The 16,461-nt window shown below is 30.8% G+C and carries 13 protein-coding genes; 7 read left to right on the forward strand and 6 right to left on the reverse strand.

All coding sequences use genetic code 11. The features are described from left to right. The first annotated feature begins 218 nt into the window (after window positions 1–218). The 4 genes from MK115_RS01845 to mrdA all read left to right on the forward strand — a co-directional run bounded on the left by MK115_RS01845 (window position 219) and on the right by mrdA (window position 3,672). Complete coding sequence (locus MK115_RS01845; protein ID WP_287608647.1) at window positions 219–932, forward strand: PD-(D/E)XK nuclease family protein; 714 nt, start codon at window positions 219–221, stop codon at window positions 930–932. 80 nt (window positions 933–1,012) lie between these two features. Next, window positions 1,013–1,621 carry a DUF8672 family protein gene (locus MK115_RS01850; RefSeq protein WP_287608649.1) on the forward strand — a complete coding sequence of 203 codons (609 nt, stop codon included), beginning with the start codon at window positions 1,013–1,015 and terminating at the stop codon, window positions 1,619–1,621. A gap of 106 nt (window positions 1,622–1,727) precedes the next feature. Then, entirely contained in the window at window positions 1,728–1,871 is a 144-nt protein-coding gene (locus tag MK115_RS01855) for a hypothetical protein (protein ID WP_287608651.1), read from the forward strand. A gap of 10 nt (window positions 1,872–1,881) precedes the next feature. Next, window positions 1,882–3,672, forward strand: coding sequence for a penicillin-binding protein 2 (mrdA, locus tag MK115_RS01860; protein ID WP_287608652.1), 1,791 nt, complete (start codon window positions 1,882–1,884; stop codon window positions 3,670–3,672). A 22-nt stretch (window positions 3,673–3,694) separates the two neighbouring features. Here mrdA and MK115_RS01865 read toward each other — a convergent pair whose 3' ends face one another. The 3 genes from MK115_RS01865 to MK115_RS01875 are packed head-to-tail and all read right to left on the reverse strand — an operon-like array spanning window position 3,695 to window position 7,831. Beyond that, entirely contained in the window at window positions 3,695–4,219 is a 525-nt protein-coding gene (locus MK115_RS01865; protein ID WP_025932877.1) for an NAD(P)H-dependent oxidoreductase, read from the reverse strand. Between the two features lie 17 nt (window positions 4,220–4,236). Beyond that, window positions 4,237–6,039, reverse strand: coding sequence for a flavin reductase (locus tag MK115_RS01870; protein ID WP_287608655.1), 1,803 nt, complete (start codon window positions 6,037–6,039; stop codon window positions 4,237–4,239). A 16-nt stretch (window positions 6,040–6,055) separates the two neighbouring features. Then, complete coding sequence (locus tag MK115_RS01875) at window positions 6,056–7,831, reverse strand: diflavin flavoprotein (RefSeq protein ID WP_287608657.1); 1,776 nt, start codon at window positions 7,829–7,831, stop codon at window positions 6,056–6,058. 119 nt (window positions 7,832–7,950) lie between these two features. Between MK115_RS01875 and alaS the strand changes: the two genes are divergently transcribed. After that, window positions 7,951–10,611: an alanine--tRNA ligase gene (alaS, locus tag MK115_RS01880; protein ID WP_287608659.1), complete on the forward strand. Its 2,661-nt coding sequence runs from the start codon at window positions 7,951–7,953 to the stop codon at window positions 10,609–10,611. On the opposite strand, the gene speA is transcribed toward alaS, so the two are convergent. Beyond that, on the reverse strand, window positions 10,596–12,542 hold the full coding sequence (speA, locus tag MK115_RS01885; RefSeq protein ID WP_287608661.1) for a biosynthetic arginine decarboxylase: 1,947 nt from the start codon (window positions 12,540–12,542) through the stop codon (window positions 10,596–10,598). The two genes, alaS and speA, sit on opposite strands and share 16 nt — an antisense overlap. Window positions 12,543–12,664: 122 nt before the next feature. Between speA and ndk the strand changes: the two genes are divergently transcribed. Beyond that, window positions 12,665–13,123, forward strand: coding sequence for a nucleoside-diphosphate kinase (gene ndk, locus MK115_RS01890; protein ID WP_025932884.1), 459 nt, complete (start codon window positions 12,665–12,667; stop codon window positions 13,121–13,123). 3 nt (window positions 13,124–13,126) lie between these two features. On the opposite strand, the gene thiO is transcribed toward ndk, so the two are convergent. Then, window positions 13,127–14,236 (reverse strand): glycine oxidase ThiO, encoded by a 1,110-nt coding sequence (gene thiO / locus MK115_RS01895; RefSeq protein ID WP_287608669.1) that lies wholly within the window; start codon window positions 14,234–14,236, stop codon window positions 13,127–13,129. A gap of 79 nt (window positions 14,237–14,315) precedes the next feature. Here thiO and gatB point away from each other — a divergent pair, with 79 nt between their 5' ends. Beyond that, a complete protein-coding gene (gene gatB, locus MK115_RS01900) occupies window positions 14,316–15,788 on the forward strand; it encodes an Asp-tRNA(Asn)/Glu-tRNA(Gln) amidotransferase subunit GatB (RefSeq protein ID WP_287608670.1) in 1,473 nt (490 codons plus the stop codon). Between the two features lie 3 nt (window positions 15,789–15,791). On the opposite strand, the gene coaE is transcribed toward gatB, so the two are convergent. After that, window positions 15,792–16,409 (reverse strand): dephospho-CoA kinase, encoded by a 618-nt coding sequence (gene coaE, locus MK115_RS01905; protein WP_287608672.1) that lies wholly within the window; start codon window positions 16,407–16,409, stop codon window positions 15,792–15,794. Between the last annotated feature and the right edge of the window lie 52 nt (window positions 16,410–16,461).

Genomic DNA, 16,461 nt, shown 5'->3' on the forward strand with positions numbered 1-16,461 from the left:
AATCATCAAAGAATATGAGTTGCGATGATACAAAATTCCTACTTCGTTTTGCTGCGTGTTTGCTGCGAAACTGTTCTATTGGAAGAAATTAATCATACCAGTAGTTTAAAAGGGGTAAAAAATGCCTTTTCTATTGAGTGGGAGTAAGTCTTCAAATTTTTAAAAAATTTAAAGTTTTTTATTTAAGCAAGAAATTTTTAAATGAGATTTAAAGTGTAATGCCTGATATTATTAAATTAAGTCGATCTACTGTTGAGAAATATCTTAGTTGTCCAAGATGTTGTGTACTTGACAAAAAATATCAAATAAAACCACCATCATTACCATTTACTTTAAATATAGCTGTAGATAATTTATGTAAAAATGAATTTGATTATTACAGAAAAATTCAGGAGCCGCATCCTTTATTTATTGAATATGGTATTGATGCTGTTCCTTTTAAACACAAAGATTTAGAACGTTGGAGAAGTAATTTTCAAGGGATAAGATATAAGTCAATTGAACATAATTATGATTTTGGTGGAGCTGTGGATGATATTTGGCAGAAAAAAAATGGTGATCTTATTATCGTTGATGTAAAAGCAACATCTAGAAATAATTTTGATTGGTCTGAGACTTTTAATAAATACGAATATGCAAAAGCTTATAAGAGACAATTAGAAATGTATCAGTGGTTATTTAAAAAAAACGGTTTTCAAGTAGCTAAAGAAGCTTATCTTTTATATTTCAATGGAAAGAAAAATGAAGAGTTATTTAATAACCAATTAAATTTTGACGTACATCTAATTAAATTAGATTGTTCTACTTCATGGGTAGAAAATAAGATAATTGATACGGTCAATTTATTACGTTCGGATGTTTTTCCAAAACCTTCCTTAAATTGCGAATACTGTAATTATTTAAAGAAGCGTTGGCAGTTATCGATAACTTAATATTCATGGGATAATTTTTTATATTTCTGGAAAAATAGTGAATAAAAGATAATCTTTAATTAGATTATTAATTTAGACTTTTGATAAAATCGAAAAATTCTGAAAGAAAGATAACTAATCATCTTCAACAAGATGTAGTCAAAGTATCTGGTAAAACAATTTTTATTAATCCTTTTTTATATTGGCGGAGATTTGACGAAAATACTAATAGATGGCTTAGAGAACCTGGTCAAATGTCAGAGGATCAAATTTCACCAAACAGGAACCGTTTTTATCCAGAAATAGAGTGGGCTGATTTAAGTCATGAGCAAAAGCTCATAAAAGATGCAACTGTTGAGATGTTTTTAAAAACTCTTGAATTGATAAGTACATTTCATCCTTATCTTAGTTCCGGACAATTATTAGAAGTGGAGAGAAAAATGGCGATTATAAAAAAGATTCCTTTCGAAAAGTGGGTAACAAAATCTTTCGCCAAAAAAGCGAGATTATTAGAAAATGAAAAAAGAAAATTTCAAAGAGAAAGATTTTTTAGTAGCTGGAGGGAATGGTTTAGCCTTGTAAATACTCAACAAGCAATTATGCCGTTAATCGTCACAATATTTATTTCTTCATTTATTGGATGGTCTTTAGGGATATCAAAGAATAGTTGTAATCCTTATTTTGAACAAAATATAGATCAATTAAATTAATTTTTTTTGATCTTTTTGAATATTTAATTTAATAAAATTTTGAAAAAATAAATTTATTATTTAGAATTCCATTAATTGAAATAATTGCTTAAAAAGTATAAGTTTTATGAGTGAAAATTTAAATTCAAATAATCTTGAAAATGACGAGTTCGATCTGAACAATGAAGATAGTGATTTTCAAGATTTAATCAATAGACTTAAAGAGATAAAATCAACCATTGCTTTATTGGAAAAAACAATATTTAAATAAATTTATATTTTTGATAAAAACAAGTCCTAATAAAAAACTTATTTCATTAAAAAGACAACCACTAGTCTTACTTATTTTTTCTTCTATTTCGTTTTTATTGATTCTATTTAGGTTAATTTTTTTACAACTTTTAAATTATGAATCTTTTAAGAAGATGTCAGATGAGAATAGGATCAGACTTATTGCTTCACAGCCAATACGCGGAAGAATACTAGATAAAAATGGTTATGTTTTAGCAGATAGTAGAGTTAAATATTCTTTAATAATAAAGCCTCAATCTGTTAATAAAAGCAATTGGGAAAAACATAAATCAAGTATTTCTAACTTGTTAAATATTGATAGTAATGTAATTCAAAAAAAATACTCTGATGGTCTAAAAAATCAGAAACTTTCAGTAATTATTCTTGATGATTTAAATGTAGATCAATTAATAAAATTTAAGGAGAATGAAGGTAATTTAATTAGTTTTGAAATAGCTACCAAATTAATTAGAAATTATCCTTATAAATCCCTTGCTGCCCATGTAATTGGTTATACTCAGCCAATTACTGAATCAGAATATAAATTCTTATCTAAGAAGGGTTATAAATTAAATGACTTAATAGGAAGAACAGGAATTGAATATGTTTACGAAGATTTTATAAGAGGTGAATGGGGTGGAGAAATGGTTGAAGTAAATTCATTAGGAAAATTTCAAAGATCATTGGGTATAAGACCTCCAGTACAAGGTAATGATATTGAACTAACAATCGACCTTAATCTGCAATTAGTTGCTGAGGAAGTTCTTAAAGATAAAAAAGCTGGAGCCATAATAGTAATGGATCCAAGAGATGGTGCAATAAGAGCAATGGCAAGTAAACCTACATTTGATTTAAATTTTTTCTCAAAGGATTTTAAACCTGAGAAAGAATATAATAAACTTTTTAATTCTCCTGAAAAACCTTTATTTAATAGAGCATTAAATGCCTACGATCCAGGAAGCGTTTGGAAAATTGTAACGGCTTTAGCTGGCTTGGAAAGTGGAAAATTCCCTAGAGAAACCATGTTAGATACGAAACCATGTATAACTTATGGGAGTCAATGTTTTAGAGAGCATAATGATTTAGGCTTTGGGGTAATAGGTTATGAAGATGCTTTAAGAGTTTCTAGTAATACATTTTTTTATCAAGTAGGTTATGGAGTAGGAGTTGATGAAATTCATAAGGTCTCACGAAAGCTTGGTTTTAATTCTTTATCTGGAATTGAAATTTCTGAACAAGAAAATATAGGATTAGTAGCTAGTAGTGAATGGGCTAAAGAAGGCAGAGGATGGGGGCAACCAGGAAGAACCCCTTGGGTTCCAGAAGATATTGCGAGTATGTCTATTGGACAATTTGTTGTTCAAGTTACTCCTATTCAAATAGCTAGAGCATATGCTGCAATTGCAAATGGAGGTTATCTAGTTACTCCCTATTTAGTTAAAAAAGATGAAGAAAATCTTTCAGATAAAAAACTTATTAAAATCGATATTGATTCAAATAATATTCAGTTGATAAAAAGTGGTCTCAGGAAAGTAGTAGAGTCTGGCACAGGAGTATCAATTAATTATGGAGTTTCAAATTTACCTCCAGTTTCAGGCAAAACTGGAACTGCTGAAGATGGTGAAGGTGGCTTAGATCACGCTTGGTTCGTTTGCTTTACTCCCTCTGAAAAAAGCGAATTACTTGTAGTTGCTTTTGCACAAAATACTCCTGGTGGGGGATCTGTTCATGCACTGCCTATGGCTAGAGAAATTTTGAAAGTTTGGAATGAAAAAGAATGAAATTTTATTAGGTTTTAAATGTTTATGTTTTTAATTTTTTCATTTGTAAAAGTCTTTGAATAATATCTTCAATAGTTTTTGTATCTATAGGTTTACTATATGAGGACAAAAGTTGTCTCCCTAATACTTGACTTCCTAAATGCACTAATTGAATGCGTAATGAGGTCAGCAGTTCTAACCCTATGCCACCAGAAAATGTTGCAATTGCAATCGGTTGACCATTAAATAAATTCCTAAAGTCATCTCCCGAAATAGAAAGCCATGCTATGAAGTTGGAGAGAATGGGAGGTATAGATCCATTATATTCAGGCGCACAAATCACCCACCTTTCAATCTTGAAAAGCTTTTTTTTTAATTCTTCTATTTCATTTGGAATATTTTCTTTGCTGTGAATTCTTGGATTAAATAATGGAATATCAAGAGTGGTAAGATCTAAAATTTCAGAACTTATTTTAAGTTCATTACTTTTTTCAAGAAATTTTTCAGAAAGTTCTAGATTTTTACCACAACTAGCCGTAATGATTATTAGATCTTTTGTTTCAGTCATAAATTAGATAAATAAATTTAATAGTTAGCACCTGTTTTGCGGTGATGAACTGCCGTTAGACTATCGGATTTTAGTATATTACCGTGTAGTACTTCGGCGTAAATTACCCAATGATCTCCACATTCCATTCTCTCTTTTACAGAAGCATCTAACCATGCGAGCGATTCAGGAATGATTATCTGTTCATTAGGAGTTAATTCAATATTTATTCCTTCAAATCTATCTTCTCCAGGTGCAAAGGGCTTTGTGAATCTTTTCAAAGGTTCTTTAAAATCTTTTTCACTAAGAATATTTAATGCGAATGAATCTCCTATTTGCAGAAGAGACTCTACCGATCTATCTTTTGCTACTGCAATACTTAACCCAGGCGGAGAAAAACTTGCTTGACTAACCCAAGATGCAAGCATGGCTCCTTTAATATTATTCTCATCTTTGCCTTTAGAGGCTGTCAGGACACAAAGTGAACCAATTACTCTTCCAAGAGCTTGTAGCTTTGGATCCGTTTTGCTTGTAATCATTCCAGTATCTGATTTTCTGGGTTTTTTCTTTGCTTTTTTTATAATTTTTCTTCCAAAGTGAGTTCCTATTTCTTCTAACTCTTTAATCTTTGGTTTATTTGGACTGAATTTAATCCTTATAGGGTCAAAACTAAACTTAAAACCACCGTCTTTTAATTTTGTTTCAAGTAAATCTATAGCTTCGCCGCTCCAGCCAAAACTACCAAAAATTCCCACTGGCTTATCTCTATTACCCTCTGCTAACAATGTTCCTAGTGCACTAACTATTGGAGTTGGGGCGTGACCACCCAATGTGGGTGAGCCTATTAAATATCCATCAGCATTTTGGATAGATTTTACAAGTACATCATTAGGTGTAAATTCACAATTAATACTTTCAACTTCTACAGAGGTTCTATTTATCCCTTTAGCCAATGCATCACCTATTGAGGCTGTATTTCCATATGCACTTGCATATATCAGAGCGATCTTAGGATTATTTGTTGAGAGATTCTCTCCCCATCTAATATAGTCATTTAAAAAGCTTTTTAAGCTATATTCGATCGCGGGACCATGTAATGGTGCAATAGTTTTAATGTCATAATCTGCAATTTTTTCAGTTATTGATACTACTTGATTAGACATTGGTGCCATCAAGCAATCATAAAAATGTTTCCTATCAATTTCTGTACTAACTCGATTTGTTTCAGACCAATATTTAGATGCAATATGTGCAGAGAAAATTTTTTCACTAAGAAGTATTTCTTGATTACGTTCATAAATTATCAGGCCACCAGGCCAACGTGCTGTTGGAATAGGAATTAACTCTAGTGAAATGTTATCTAATTCTAAATTAAGTTCTTTTTTGATTATGTTTATTTTAGGTAATTGAATTTCAATAAAGTTTTCTAAGGTAGGATTTCTTTGATTCCAAAGTTCGCTAATAAGTTTATAACCTGGATTAGAGCAAGTAATAGTTGTGTTTTGAAATTGGGTACTTATATTTTTTATAGTTTCAATAATTTGGGGATTAATATGACCAGAAATGAAGTTGATTTTATCTAATTTAAATTGATCGCAAAACCTAGAAATTACTTTATTAAATGAATTTAAATATTGTTTCTCAGGTGGATGAATAATAAAAAGTTCCTCATGACTTCTAATGAAAAAAGTATTAAAAGAGGTTCCTTTTTCAAGGTTAAATTCAAGTTCAAATCTTTCTTTATTTTGGTCTAAGAATCTTACACAAGAAAAATTTTCAGTAATTTCAAATTCTGATAAATTTTGATTTTCTGCAAGTAAGCCTATATTAATATCTGACATTTTAAAGACTTATTTTCTAATAGTGATTAGCAACTTTTCTGTGATGAACTGCTGTCTTGCATGATAAGTCAGAAACATTACCATTTTCAACAATTCCGTAAATTATCCAATGGTCTGGAGTCTCTAGTCTGGAACTAACTTTACAATCTAAAAAGGCGAGTGAATCTGAGAGAACTGGTCCTCCTTCAGCGATGTTGCTAATTACATCTACATCTGCAAATCTATCAGCTCCAGGGGCAAATCTTTTTAAAAAATGTCTGAACATTTTTTGATAGTTATCTTCTCTCAAGATATTCACAACAAAACCTTTCCCAACTTGCATATATGATTCAATAGCTCTATCTTTTGCTACTGCAACTGTAATACCTGGTGGAGAAAAGCTTGCTTGACTAACCCAACTTGCGACCATTGCACTTTGTCTAAATGTAGAACCTTCGCCTTGGCTCGCTGTAACTACATATAATCCTCCACTTAATCTCCCTAACGCTTTATCTAAATTTGAATCAAGGCTCTTCATAGAGGCAATATTCTTCTTTTTATTGATCAATTGACCCAAGTCAGTTCCAGCTTCTTCGAATTGTTGATAAACAATGGGATCTGGAATATTTTTAACTCTTAAGGGAGAGAAAGCTTCTTTTTGACCAAGTTCTCTTAATTTATTTGCTAAGGAATCTATAGGTTCATCATTTCCACCAAATGCATCATAAACTGCAGTAAATTGTTTTGGTTTTAGTGCTGCAAATAAAGTACCGAGAGATTCTTTTAATTCATTATCTGAGTCTACTGGCCATGTGGGAATGACTACTGCTTTTGATTCGGAAATTAAACTTGTTAATTCTTGCGGGTCAGAAGATCTTAAATCAATTAATTGAACCTGTGCATCTGCTTTACTTATTCCATGAGATATCGCTTGACTTAGTCGATCACAATAACCATAGTCGCTTATGTAGCAGACTGACACAAAATCATTGCCTTTGCTTTTATTACTACTCCATTCTAGATATTTTCCTTTCCAAAAATTGACCTGATTATGGAGCAAAGGCCCATGACCAACAGCTATTGTTTTTAATTCAGGTAGCTTATCTATTCTTTTAATTGCCTGCATAACGCTTCTAGCGTTTGGACCCATAAGGCAATCGTAATAAAAACGGAAATCATCGTATATTTCTTTTTGATCAGTGTCAAAAAATTCGTCAGAACAATAATGGAGTCCAAATGCATCGCATGTATAGAGAACATTTGTGCTGTGATCATATGAAAATATGGTATCTGGCCAATGTAAATTTGGTGCACTTATAAATTCAATATTATGTTCTAAACCACTATTAGGATTAGTTCCGAGATTTAAAAACTCTCCACTCTTAACCTCTAGACGTTTAAAGGGAATATGTATTTGGTCTTCAATAAATTTAAGTGCTAATTTTGATCCAACTACTGTGATATTTTGGTTTAATTCTAAAAGATTACCTATTAAACCAGAATGATCAGGTTCTGTATGGCTAGTAATTAGATAATCAACTTCTTGCGGATTTACCTTTTTCAGTAATTCTTCAAACCATAATTCTTCGAACTTTGCGTGACTAGTATCAATAATTGCTAGTTTCTCGCCTTTAATAATAAAACTATTGTAAGTAGTTCCATTTCTTAAACCAAATTCAATATCAAATCTACTGCGATCCCAATCCAAAGATCTTATGGCACAAGAATCATCAGCAAAGTTTTGAGATTGAACCGTCAACTTGTTATTAGTTTGTGCCAATTTAGAATTACTTGTCTGGGCAGAGGCTATCATAGAATAATTAGCTTTATAAATTAACTTTAGTTATATAGAATATAAATTCGCGTGATTATTTTTGCGAAATAACCGAAATTACGCTTTTCTTTAATTTTTAATCTTCTTATTCTGGATAAATGACATCTCAACTAATTAAAAAAATAGTTACTGGAGATGAGATAAGAAATGCTTTTTTAAAATTTTACAGTGAAAAATTACATAAAATCATTCCAAGTGCATCTTTGATTCCAGATGACCCTACGGTTATGCTCACAATTGCTGGAATGCTACCTTTTAAACCAGTTTTTTTAGGTTTAAAAGAAAGACCATCAAAAAGGGCTACATCTAGCCAAAAGTGCATCAGAACAAACGATATAGAAAACGTTGGAGTTACAGCTAGACACCACACTTTTTTTGAAATGCTTGGTAATTTCTCTTTTGGAGATTATTTTAAACGAGAGGCTATTCAATGGGCTTGGGAATTAGTTACTAATATTTATCAACTTTCTGTTGAAAATATAATTGTGAGTGTTTTTCACGAAGACGAAGAGTCTGCAAAAATTTGGAGAGATGAAATTGGTATTCATCCAGATAGGATAGTGAAACTAGGTGAGGAAGATAATTTTTGGTCATCTGGCAAAACAGGTCCATGTGGACCTTGTTCAGAACTTTATTATGATTTTCATCCTGAAAAGGGTCTGCAGAATATTGATTTAGAAGATGGAGATCGTTTTATTGAATTTTATAATCTTGTTTTTATGCAATATAATCGTGATCCTAATGGAAAATTGACAGATTTAAAATTTAAAAATATTGATACAGGAATGGGTCTTGAAAGGATGGCTCAAATACTACAAAAAAAGCAAAATAATTATGAGACAGATTTAATTTTTCCTATTATTCAAAAAATTTGTGAGATTGCAAATATTGATTATTTTTCTTCAGATGATAAAAACAAAATTTCTTTAAAAATCATTGGTGATCATACAAGAGCTGTTATTCATTTAATTTCTGATGGAGTAGCAGCAAGTAATCTCGGCAGGGGATATATATTAAGAAGGCTTATTAGAAGAATGGTCAGACATGGGAGATTATTAGGTATAACAAATGAATTTTTACCTCATATTGCTACTGTCGGGATCAATTTAATGCAAAATAATTATCCTGATTTAAAAAATAATAATGATTTAATTTTGAATGAGATAAAAATTGAAGAAATAAGATTTAGGGAAACTCTTGAAAGAGGAGAGAAATTGCTAGATGAGTTAATTTCTTCAGGGCAGAAATTAATTTCTGGTTTTAAAGCTTTTGAACTTTATGATACTTATGGATTTCCTCTAGAACTTACTGTAGAAATTGCTGAAGAAAATAGTATCAGTGTAGATGTAAAGGGTTTTGAAGAAGAAATGAATGCACAAAAAGAGAGAGCTAAAGCTGCTTCAAGTAATATTGATTTGACATTAGAGGGATCATTAGAGCGAGAAATAGATCTTTTTAACAAAACTGTTTTTAATGGTTATAAGTCACTCCTTTCGGAAGCTGAAATAAAGGGTATATTCTTGGATTCAACATTAGTTAAGCAAGCAAGTGAAGGTCAGAAAGTTTTAATTGTTCTTGATCAGACAACTTTTTATGGAGAATCTGGCGGGCAAGTTGGTGATATTGGAACGATATTTTCAAAAGATGTAGAGGTCTTGGTTGATAATGTTATGCGAAAGAAAAATGTTTTTTTACATTATGGAACGATCAAAAAAGGAATATTAACTATTGGACAAAAAGTTAAGACTAATGTTAGCTCCTCTAATAGAGCTAAGGCTGCTGCAAATCATACAGCTACTCATTTATTACAATCTGCACTTAAATCAGTTGTTAATGAAAGTGTTGGACAAAAAGGTTCATTAGTAGCCTTTAATAAATTACGATTTGACTTTAATTCCTCTAATCCTATTTCTAAAGATCAAATTTCTAAGATTGAGACTTTAGTTAACTCTTGGATTATGGAAAATCATGCCCTAGAAATAAAAAATATGTCTAAGAGTGAGGCTCTTGAAAAGGGCGCAGTCGCCATGTTTGGAGAAAAATATGATGATGAAGTGCGCGTTGTTAATGTACCAGGAGTTTCAATGGAACTTTGTGGTGGCACACATGTTAAAACTACATCCGAATTAGGTTCTTTCAAAATAATTAGTGAGGAAGGAATCTCAGCTGGAGTCAGAAGAATCGAAGCATTATCAGGCCAATCAGCATTAGACTATTTCAGTGATAGAAATGCTTTAGTAAATCAACTAAGTGATTTGTTAAAAGCAAATCCTAATCAACTTTTTGAAAGGGTTAATAATTTGCAAGCAGAGCTTATTAATAAGAATAAAGAGATACAAAAAATGAAAGATGAAATTGCATATTTTAAATACTCTTCTATAAAATCATCCGCAGAAATAGTAAATTCTTTTTCAATTTTAGTAAATCAGATTGATGGCTTAGATGGGAATTCTTTGCAATCTGCAGCACTTAATTTAACTTCTCATTTGGGAAATAAAGCAATAGTGATTCTTGGGGGAATACCAAATCCAGAAAATAGAAAGTTGTTATTTGTAGTTTCTTTAGGTGATGATGCAGTAAAAATAGGATTGCATGCAGGTAAATTAATTAATGAGATTGCAAGAATTTGTTCGGGAGGTGGAGGAGGAAAGCCTAACTTTGCTCAAGCAGGTGCTAAAGATATTGATAAGTTAAGTGATGCTCTAGATTATGCTAAAAATTATTTGCAAAAAACATTAGATAGTCATTCTGATAAATAACTACTTTTTCTGAGACTAATTTCGATTTGATCCATTAATTTCCTTGCTTCTTCAATAGTTAATTTTTTTTGATCAATTGCTGATTCAGTATTAATTCTTATAGATTCAACCAAAGAAGCTGAACTGTAATCTAATAATTGTAAAATTTCAGATTTACTGTCCTCTTTAATAATATTTTTGACCTTATATGAATTATCTTGATTTATGTCTATATGAACAACGTTTGTACTACCAAATAAATTGTGCAAGTTTCCTAATGCTTCTTGATAGGCTCCAGTCATAAAAATTCCAATTAGATAATCTTTATCTTCCTCTGGCTTATGTAAATTTAGTAATGATTTAATTTTTCCATCATCAATAAAATTATTTAGTTTCCCATCTGAATCACAAGTTAAATCTGCAAAGTTGCCTTTGCAGAACGGCTCCTCTAAGTGCCTATGTATTGGTACTATTGGAAAAATCTGATTTATTGCCCAGCTATCGGGAATAGATTTAAAGATAGATAAATTTGCATAATAAGTTGATGCAAGAGTTTCTGTAATTTCAGATAAATCAGGGTGATTGATTTCATCATTATTCAGGTTATTAGAAATTTCTTTTGCGCAAGCCCAAGTAAGTTCTTCGGCATAAGCTCTTTCTGCCAAACTTAAAAATCCTAATCTAAAAGCGACTAAGCAATCTTCTTTAAACTTTTTTGCATCATTCCATAGTTCAATTATTTGAGATAAATTTATTTTTTTATTTTTAAGTTTTTTTAATTCATAGAAAGTTTCAAGTAAATTTGAAATTATTAATTGTTGATTTTTTTTATCAAAAATTTGTAGTTTGGAACTGACATGGCTTGTTCCTAAGACATTAAAAATTAAAACTGAACAATGACTAATTATTGCTCTTCCACTTTCTGAGATTATGGTTGGATGCTTGATATTATTTAATTCACATGAATCCTTAATAGTTGCAATTACATCGTTAGCATAATTTTGAAGAGAATAATTAGTAGAGGTGTTGGAGGAGGTTTTAGTTCCATCAAAATCTATTCCTAATCCTCCCCCAACGTCGATATATTGCATTGGGGCTCCTAGTTTGCATAGTTCAACATATATTTGACTCGCTTCTTGTAATGCGTCTTTGATCACAGCAATATCACTTATTTGACTGCCTATATGAAAATGGAGCAATTTCATTTCGTTGATAAGATTTGCTTCTTTTAGTTCTTTTATTGTCAACATAATTTCTGGGATTGATAATCCAAATTTGGAATTATCTCCAATAGATTTACCCCACCTACCACTACTTTTACTTGATAACTTTGCTCTAATTCCTATCAATGGAGTCGCGTTAAGTTCTTGAACTGCTTGAATAATTCTTTTTACCTCATCTCGTTGTTCAATAACTATTATTGGATTTTTGCCGAGTTTTCTGGCCAAAGTAGCAATCTCAATATATTTTTTATCTTTATATCCGTTGCATATTAATAATGAATTTTGGTTTTCAAGAAGTGCAAGGCCAATTAATAGTTCTGATTTACTTCCTACTTCTAAACCAAAATTCCATTGGCTACCAAACTCTATTATCTTTTCTAGGACATTTTTCTGTTGATTACATTTGACAGGAAAAACGCCTTGATAAATGTTCTTATATTTATAGGTTTTTATTGCTTTTAAAAAAGAGTCATGTAATGCATTTATGCGATCTTTCAAGATATCATTAAATCTTATGATTAATGGAGGATTTATTTCTCTACTCTTAAGTTCTTTGACAAGCTTAAAAAGATCAATCTTATTTTCAGATTTTATATCTTTAGTTACTGATATATTTCCTTTGGAATTTATAGAAAAATATTTATCTCCCCATTTGTCTATGTTATAAGTCGAAATACTATCTTCAATAGTCCAAATATTCTTTAATTTTTTCGGCTCAAAATTGGTCAATTTATGTCTTAGTGATTAATAAATGTTTTTGAAAATAACTCAAAACAATATCTTTTATTTTAATGATTACTTGCCAAGTTACCACCCAAAAGTTGAATATACATAGAGTGATTATTAACTAAATGACCAAAGAGAGAACCTTTATTGCAATTAAACCAGATGGAGTTCAAAGAGGATATGTTTCTGAGATTATTGGCAGATTTGAAAAAAAAGGATTTAAATTGGTTGGATTAAAGCAATTAATTCCTTCAAAAGAACTTGCTCAAAATCATTATGGAGTACATAGAGAAAGACCCTTTTTTGGTGATTTAGTAGACTTTATTTCAAGTGGTCCTGTTGTAGCAATGGTGTGGGAAGGCGAAGGAGTTATTTTGAGTGCTAGAAAACTAATAGGTGCAACAAAACCTCTGGAAGCAGAGCCTGGAACAATTAGAGGTGATTTAGCTATTGATATTGGGAGGAATATTATTCATGGTTCTGATGGAGAAGATACAGCAAAATTTGAAATTGATCTATGGTTTAACGAAGAGGAATTATGTGAGTGGGAAACTTCTGATTCGAAATGGCGATCTGAAAATTAAAATTTAAATCGCAAATCTATCTAAACTAAATTTTTCTAAAAAGCTTTTTTCTATTTCTTTGAGATTTTTATTTTGAACTATTTTCAAAAGAAGATCACTTGTTATTGCAGAAAATAAAACTCCATTTCTGTAATGTCCTGTAGCTATAAAAAGATTTTCAATTTTTGATTTTCCAATTATTGGTTTTAGATCTGGTGTGCAAGGTCTAAATCCCCACCAATGTTCCATTTGTGGCCAATTAATAGCTTCTGGCAATAAGGAGCGAATGCCTTCTTGCAGTTGTTTTATTCCATTAGGAGTATTACCCTGATTAAATTTTGAATCTTTTTCAACTGTCGCTCCAACTATAATAAGTCCATCATCACGGGGAACTAGATAAGTTTTTGGACCAAAAATAACTCTTTTCAAAAAATTTGTTGGACCTTGTATTGATAGCATTTGTCCCTTTACAGGAAAGACTGGAATCTTATTAAAAATTTTTTTACTCCAAGCACCGCTGCATATAATTGCTTTTTCGCAGTTAATTTTTTTTATTTCCCCAGTGGCACATAAAACTGTTGCACCTGTAATTTTGTTTTTTTCGAATGTCAAATCCTCTACTTCTGATCCCTCTTGAAATTCGACTCCATGCAAGGAGCATGCTCTCTCAAGAGCACGCATCAGTCTTCTTCGGTTATCTATTTGACCATCTTGTTCAAAAAGTAAACCATGTTTCCAAATAGAATTCATTCCATTAATTTCTGTTTGAAGATCTTTGTGATTTAAATATTTTCCATATTCATAAGTGGGAAACTCTTCAAGATCTTCTTTGTTTTTAAAAGGAACTACTATGCCACATTTTTTTAAACCGCATTTAATATTACTATCTTGTTCAATACTTTTTATCCACTTTGGAATTAGATTTTGACTTTCTTGGCCAAATTTTAGTAATTCATCTTCGAGCCCTTCGGCATGAGTAGCTAACATTCCTGCAGCAACAAATCCAGCTGATTCATTTCTGTTTTTGCTTAAAACTAAAACTTTGAAGTTATTTCTAGAAAATTCATAAGCAATAGATAAACCTAAAAGTCCACCGCCAATGATTAATATTGAATTTTTGGTTTCTTGTGCCATTTAAAAATTAATATTTTTATTTGTGTTTTGGTCCTCTTTTCCTTTATATCCAATAATATTAATAAAGAGACTTTTGATAATGAACAATTTGGAATCTTGGGAAGCTGTGATTGGTTTGGAAACTCATGTACAGCTTAATACGAAAAGTAAAATATTCACATCTGCGTCAACAGCTTTTGGTGATGCACCTAATACGCATATAGATCCTGTAGTTTGTGGGTTACCAGGAACTCTTCCAGTTTTGAATGAGACTGTTCTTGAGTATGCTGTAAAAACTTCGTTAGCATTAAATTTAAACGTTGCAGAACATTGTAAATTTGATAGAAAACAATATTTTTATCCTGATCTGCCTAAAAATTATCAAATTTCACAATTTGATGAGCCACTAGCTGAAAATGGTTGGTTAGAGGTTGAAATAATTGAAAAGGACAAAGAACCTTATATCAAAAAAATTGGTATAGAAAGGCTACATATGGAAGAAGACGCCGGAAAACTAGTCCATTCAGGAAGTGATAGATTAGCTGGCTCTAAGTATTCTTTAGTTGATTACAATCGTGCCGGAATAGCACTTTGTGAGATTGTAAGTAAACCAGATATTAGATCAGGTAAAGAGGCATCTGAATATGCTTCAGAGATTAGAAGAACAGTTAGATATCTAGGAGTATCAGACGGAAATATGCAAGAGGGTTCATTACGCTGTGATGTCAATATTTCAGTTAGAAAAGGACCTAATGCTCCTTTTGGTACCAAAGTGGAAATAAAAAATATGAATTCATTTTCTGCAATTCAAAAGGCTTGTGATTATGAAATAGCCAGACAAATAGAAGTTTATGAAAATGGAGGAAAAATTTTCCAAGAAACAAGGTTATGGGATGAAGCTAAGCAATTAACGAAAAGTATGAGATTAAAAGAAGGTAGCAGTGACTATAGATATTTTCCTGATCCTGACTTAGGTCCAATTGAAATAACAAAAGCCCAACAAGAAATATGGTTTAAAGAACTACCAGAATTACCTTCAAAGAAAAGAAATAAATACGTAAGTCAATTTGGGTTGTCTGCATATGATGCAAGGGTAATTTCTGATGAAATAAGCATGGCAAACTTTTTTGAAGAAACAGTAGCAAATGGTGCCGAGGCCAAACTAGCTTCAAATTGGGTAACAAGTGATATTGTGGGCTATTTAAAATCAAACAAACTAAGTTTTAGTGAATTAAAGCTTAGTCCTGAAAATCTTGCTGAAATGATTAACATGATTTCAAAAAATATAATTAGTGGAAAAATTGCAAAAGAAATTTTACCTGAACTTATTCAAAAAAATATTTCTCCGAAAAAATTAGTTGAAGAAAAAGGGTTGGCAATGATATCTGATTCTTCAAGTATTTTACCAATAATTGATGAACTTATAAATGAACATCCAAATGAAGTTCAAGCATTTAAAAATGGCAAAACTAAGTTACTTGGTTTTTTTGTTGGTCAACTTATGAAAAGAACAAAAGGTAAAGCTGACCCTAAACTTGCAAATAAACTTCTTATGGAAAAATTAAATAGCTAAAGCTTAAAGAAGCTCTTTTATCGTATTGATCCATTTATTTTGATCATCCGAATTCTCTAAAATAATATCTGAGAATTTTCTTTTTTCTTCAAAACTTAATTGAAAATTTATCAATTCATATGCTTCTTTTTCGCTAATTTTATCTCTTGTGATAAGTCTGTTTTTTTGTAGTTCTTTAGGACATTTAACTAACCATATTTCAGTGCAAATATCTTCAAATTTTGCTTCAAACAATAATGGAATAACCAATACTATAGTTTGATTATTTCTGTATTGACTGCATTCTTCTATCATTCTTTCTTTAATTAAGGGGTGAAGTAGTTTTTCAATCCATTCCTTGCTTGCTGAATGTTTAAAAATAATGTTCCTTAAAAGTTTTCTGTTTATTTCCCTTTCTGAATTGCTTTTATTATCAATAATTTTATTTCCAAAATAATCTAAAATTTTCTTATATCCATATGTGTTTGGTTTGATTAATTCTCTTGAAAAATGATCTGCATCTAATATTGGTATGTTTTTATGTTTTCTAATGTAATTAGTTATGGTTGTCTTCCCACTTGCAATACCTCCTGTTAAACCAATCCTTCTTTGGTTGTTTTTTAATTTTTGAAGAATATCCATATAATTAATAATAATCTAATTACTTAGTTTCTTTAGTATTAAAGAGTAGTTA

The organism is Prochlorococcus sp. ALOHA_ZT_50, from assembly GCF_022447305.1.
GTDB lineage: Bacteria > Cyanobacteriota > Cyanobacteriia > PCC-6307 > Cyanobiaceae > Prochlorococcus_A.

Bases quoted from the DNA above. Each gene is read 5' to 3' on its own strand.
- MK115_RS01845 (WP_287608647.1), top strand. From the start codon at position 219: ATGCCTGATATTATTAAATTAAGTCGATCTACTGTTGAGAAATATCTT.
- MK115_RS01855 (WP_287608651.1), top strand. From the start codon at position 1,728: ATGAGTGAAAATTTAAATTCAAATAATCTTGAAAATGACGAGTTCGAT.
- MK115_RS01865 (WP_025932877.1), bottom strand. From the start codon at position 4,219: ATGACTGAAACAAAAGATCTAATAATCATTACGGCTAGTTGTGGTAAA.
- MK115_RS01870 (WP_287608655.1), bottom strand. From the start codon at position 6,039: ATGTCAGATATTAATATAGGCTTACTTGCAGAAAATCAAAATTTATCA.
- MK115_RS01875 (WP_287608657.1), bottom strand. From the start codon at position 7,831: ATGATAGCCTCTGCCCAGACAAGTAATTCTAAATTGGCACAAACTAAT.
- alaS (WP_287608659.1), top strand. From the start codon at position 7,951: ATGACATCTCAACTAATTAAAAAAATAGTTACTGGAGATGAGATAAGA.
- ndk (WP_025932884.1), top strand. From the start codon at position 12,665: ATGACCAAAGAGAGAACCTTTATTGCAATTAAACCAGATGGAGTTCAA.
- thiO (WP_287608669.1), bottom strand. From the start codon at position 14,236: ATGGCACAAGAAACCAAAAATTCAATATTAATCATTGGCGGTGGACTT.
- gatB (WP_287608670.1), top strand. From the start codon at position 14,316: ATGAACAATTTGGAATCTTGGGAAGCTGTGATTGGTTTGGAAACTCAT.
- coaE (WP_287608672.1), bottom strand. From the start codon at position 16,409: ATGGATATTCTTCAAAAATTAAAAAACAACCAAAGAAGGATTGGTTTA.